This is a genomic window from Mesorhizobium sp. M7A.F.Ca.CA.002.05.1.1 (assembly GCF_003998335.1).
GTDB lineage: Bacteria > Pseudomonadota > Alphaproteobacteria > Rhizobiales > Rhizobiaceae > Mesorhizobium.
On sequence record NZ_RZQI01000595.1, the window covers coordinates 1 to 3803 of the forward strand.

At 62.5% G+C, this 3803-nt stretch carries 2 protein-coding genes and 1 pseudogene; 2 read left to right on the plus strand and 1 reads right to left on the minus strand.

All coding sequences use genetic code 11. The features are described 5' to 3' along the window. Together EN939_RS39285 and EN939_RS24670 are read left to right on the plus strand one after the other, a co-directional pair. A pseudogene (locus EN939_RS39285) lies at positions 1-177 on the plus strand (glycine betaine/L-proline ABC transporter ATP-binding protein); the annotation flags it as partial. Then, complete coding sequence (locus EN939_RS24670; RefSeq protein ID WP_127270277.1) at positions 174-2156, plus strand: ABC transporter permease; 1983 nt, start codon at positions 174-176, stop codon at positions 2154-2156. The pseudogene EN939_RS39285 and the gene EN939_RS24670, both read left to right, overlap by 4 nt. A gap of 11 nt (positions 2157-2167) precedes the next feature. Here EN939_RS24670 and EN939_RS24675 read toward each other — a convergent pair whose 3' ends face one another. After that, positions 2168-3526 (minus strand): NAD(P)-binding domain-containing protein, encoded by a 1359-nt coding sequence (locus EN939_RS24675; RefSeq protein WP_127270280.1) that lies wholly within the window; start codon positions 3524-3526, stop codon positions 2168-2170. Positions 3527-3803 lie beyond the last annotated feature (277 nt).

Here is a 3803-nt window from a genome sequence, read left to right on the forward strand (position 1 = left end):
GAGCATGGCGGAACGGTGGCGCCGGAGGCCAAGATCGCCAGCTTCTCGGCCGGTATCGTTGCCGCCAACAAGCCGTTCGCGGTGGTCAACGGCACCGGCAAGCCGATCGGCGAGGTGACGCCGCAAGCGGTGATCGATCTGCTGGCCGGCATCGATCGCTCAAGGGTCGGCGCATGACGGTGACAGCAAGCGCCAGCGAGACGCGGTCGCGACCGATTCAGGTCTGGCTGCTGGTCTGGGCGGCAGCGCTTGGCGCCGTGCTTGTCGTGTTCCTGTTGCAGGACCGCCTGCCCTGGGCCGTCAACTATCCGGCAAGTGCCGTCGTGCCGGTCGCCGATTGGGTCAGCGCGCTGATGCGCTGGATCAAGTCGAACCTGTCCTGGTTGACCCGCTCGATCACCGCTGTGCTCGGCGTTCCCCTCGATTTCGCGCTCAATCTACTGGCCAAGAATTTCAAGATCGGCCACGGCGCTGACGCCTATATCCTGCCGCGCCTGTCCTGGGTCGGCGTCTGCGCCGCCGCCTTCCTCGCCGGTCATGCCGCTGGCGGCAGAAAACTCAGCCTGCTGGTCGGCGGCTGCTTCCTCTACATCGCCCTGTTCGGCCAATGGACCAGCGCCATGCTGACGCTGGCGCTGATCTCCATCGCCGTGCCGTTCTGTATCGTCACCGGGCTGTTCGCCGGCATCTGGGCGTGGCGCAGGCCATGGGCCGAAAGGCTTATCGTCTCCCCTGCCCTCGACCTGATGCAGACGATTCCGACCTTCGCCTATCTCATCCCGATGCTGCTGCTGTTCGGCAACAGCCCGGTCTCGGCGATGATCGCGACCGCCATCTTCGCCACGCCGCCGATGGTGCGGGCAACGATGCTCGGCCTGTCGCGGGTGCCGTCGGAGATCGACGATTTCAGCGAGATGGCAGGCTGCACGGCGCGGCAGAAACTGTGGCGAGTGCTGCTGCCCTCGGCACGGCCGACACTGATGGTCGGCGTCAACCAGGTGATCATGCTGGCGCTGAACATGGTGATCATCGCCTCGATGATCGGCGCCGGCGGCCTCGGCTACGACGTGCTCCTGGCGCTGCGCGCACTGAAGGTTGGCGAGGCGATGGAAGCCGGCCTTGCCATCGTGGCACTGGCCATTGCGCTCGACCGGCTGAGCCAGGCCATCGCGCACAAGCAGGCAGAGGGGAATACCCATCAGCAGGCGGGCCCGAGCTTCTGGCAGCGCTATCCCAATCTGACGCTGGCGATCGCCATCCTTGTGGTGACGACATTTCTCGGCCTGTTCGTGCCGGCCTTCGCGGGAGTGCCAAAAGCGATCACCTTCACCACCGCGCCGCTGTGGAAAGCAGCGGTGAACTGGGTGACGATCAATTTCTTCGACACGATCGAAGCGTTCCGCGTGGCGCTGATCCTTAATTTGCTGAACCCGCTGCGTGCCTTTTGCGAAGGGTTTCCCTGGCTGGGCGCGGTGTTCCTGCTCGGCCTTGCCGGCTATCAGCTCTCCGGCCTGCGGCTGGCCGCGCTGGTGGCAGCGCTGACTGCCTTCTGCGCCATCACCGGCCTGTGGGAAAAGACCATGGCAACCGTCTATCTCTGCGGTATCTCGGCCTTCATCGCCTGCCTGGTCGGCATCCCGATCGGGCTGATGGCTTCAAGCAGCGACCGCTTCGAGAAGATCGTCACGCCGGTCATCGACACGCTGCAGGTGCTGCCATCCTTCTGCTTCATCATTCCGGTGGTGATGCTGTTTCGGGTCGGCGATGTCACGGCGATGATCGCCACCATTGCCTTCGCCGTGGTGCCGGCCATCCGCTACACCAATCACGGCATCAGGCAGGTGCCGCCGGCGCTGATCGAGGCGGCAAAGGTGTCGGGCTGCACGCCGCGCCAGACCTTCTTTCGCGTGCAACTGCCGCTGGCGCTGCCGGAGATCATGCTGGGCGTCAACCAGACGATCCTGATGGCGCTGGCGATGATCATCATCTGCGCCATGGTCGGCACCCGCGATCTCGGCCAGGAAGTGTTCATCGCGCTGTCCAAGGCCGATTCCGGCCGCGGCATCGTCGCGGGTCTGGCCATCGCCTTCATCGGCATTGTCGCCGACCGGCTGTTCGGCGCCTGGACGGCGAAGGCCAGGGCAAGGCTGGGGTAGCAGGCGCCGCCCTACTCCGCCGCGACGCCCTTCACCTCGAGATAGCTCTCCATCGAATCGTCCAGCGCCTGCAGCCACGGCGTATGATGCAGCGGCGCCATGGTGCCCGTCATCAGCGAGCGGTAGGCGTGGTCGCGGAAGCCCATGATGTTCTCCGCCTTGTGGTGTTCCCATTCCATGAAGGTCTGGTTGACCGCCTCGACGTCGAAGCCCGGATAGTCGGTCTGGTCCATCAATTCCTTGGTGTAGTCGCCCTGGAACCAGATCATCTGCTCGGCGTCTTCGAGCGTCTCCTCGCGTGCGCGCCATTTCGCGCCGTGCGCAGCCATCGCCTCGGCCGAGGGCAGCTTGATGCGGCCCATGATGACGTCGCGGGCGAACCAGGCCTGCGCGTCGAACATGTTGAAGGTGTAGAACTGATCCTGCATGCCGATATAGGAGAGCTGCGGGTTCTTCTCCCAGACGACGCCTTCATAGAGGTCGAGCGGCCACATGCGGTTGGCGGTCTTGAGCTTCAGATCGTCGGTGAGGAAGGGGAAAGAATGGAGATAGCCGGTGCACAGGATGATGGCATCAACGTCTTTCGTGGTGCCATCCTTGAAATGCGCGGTTTTGCCGACGACCTTCTGTAAGAGCGGCACCTCTTTCCAATTCTCCGGCCATTTGAAACCCATCGGCTTCGAGCGGTAGCTGGAGGTGATGGATTTGGCGCCGTATTTGTAGCATTGCGAGCCAATGTCCTCGGCCGAATAGGAGCGGCCGATGATCAATATATCCTTGCCCTTGAATTCCATCGCGTCGCGGAAATCGTGGCTATGCAGGATGCGGCCGTTGAAGGTCGAAAAGCCCTCGAAATAGGGCACGTTGGGCACCGAGAAATGCCCGGAAGCGACAACGACATTGTCGAACTCTTCCGAATAGGTGACGTCGTTGGTGCGGTCATGCGCGGTGACGGTGAATTTCTTCGTCTCGTCGGAAAACGTCACCATGCGCACCGGGCTGTTGAAGCGCACCCATTTGCGAAGGCCTGATTTTTCGACGCGTCCCTTGATGTAGTCCCACAGCACGGCGCGCGGCGGATAGGAGCCGATCGGCCGGCCGAAGTGCTCCTCGAAAGTATAGTCGGCGAATTCCAGGCACTCCTTCGGTCCGTTCGACCAGAGATAGCGGTACATCGAGCCGTGCACCGGATCGCCATGCTCGTCGAGGCCCGTGCGCCAGGTGTAGTTCCACAGGCCGCCCCAGTCCGACTGCTTTTCGAAGCAGACGATTTCGGGAATGTCGGCGCCCTTGTCGGCCGCCGACTTGAAGGCCCTGAGCTGTGCCAGGCCGGACGGGCCGGCTCCGATGACGGCAACGCGACTTTTCATGGCAGGCCTCCCGATCTGGTTTCGACTTTTGTCTTGACGCAATTCCCGAGGGGAAAGCGCTATGCGCTTGTCCCGGAATTGCTCTTACGAAACAAATTTCACTCACAGGACAGTAATTGGCCCTTTCGTGCTGTCAACAGCCCGATGCTGAAACAAGGTTTCGCCGATGTGGATTTCCCGCGAAAAACCGGACGCGGCCAAACATCATTATCATGCGCATGCGCGTTCACGCGACTTGCCGTCGCAGTTGCGCTCCTGTATCGGCACCTGACATGTT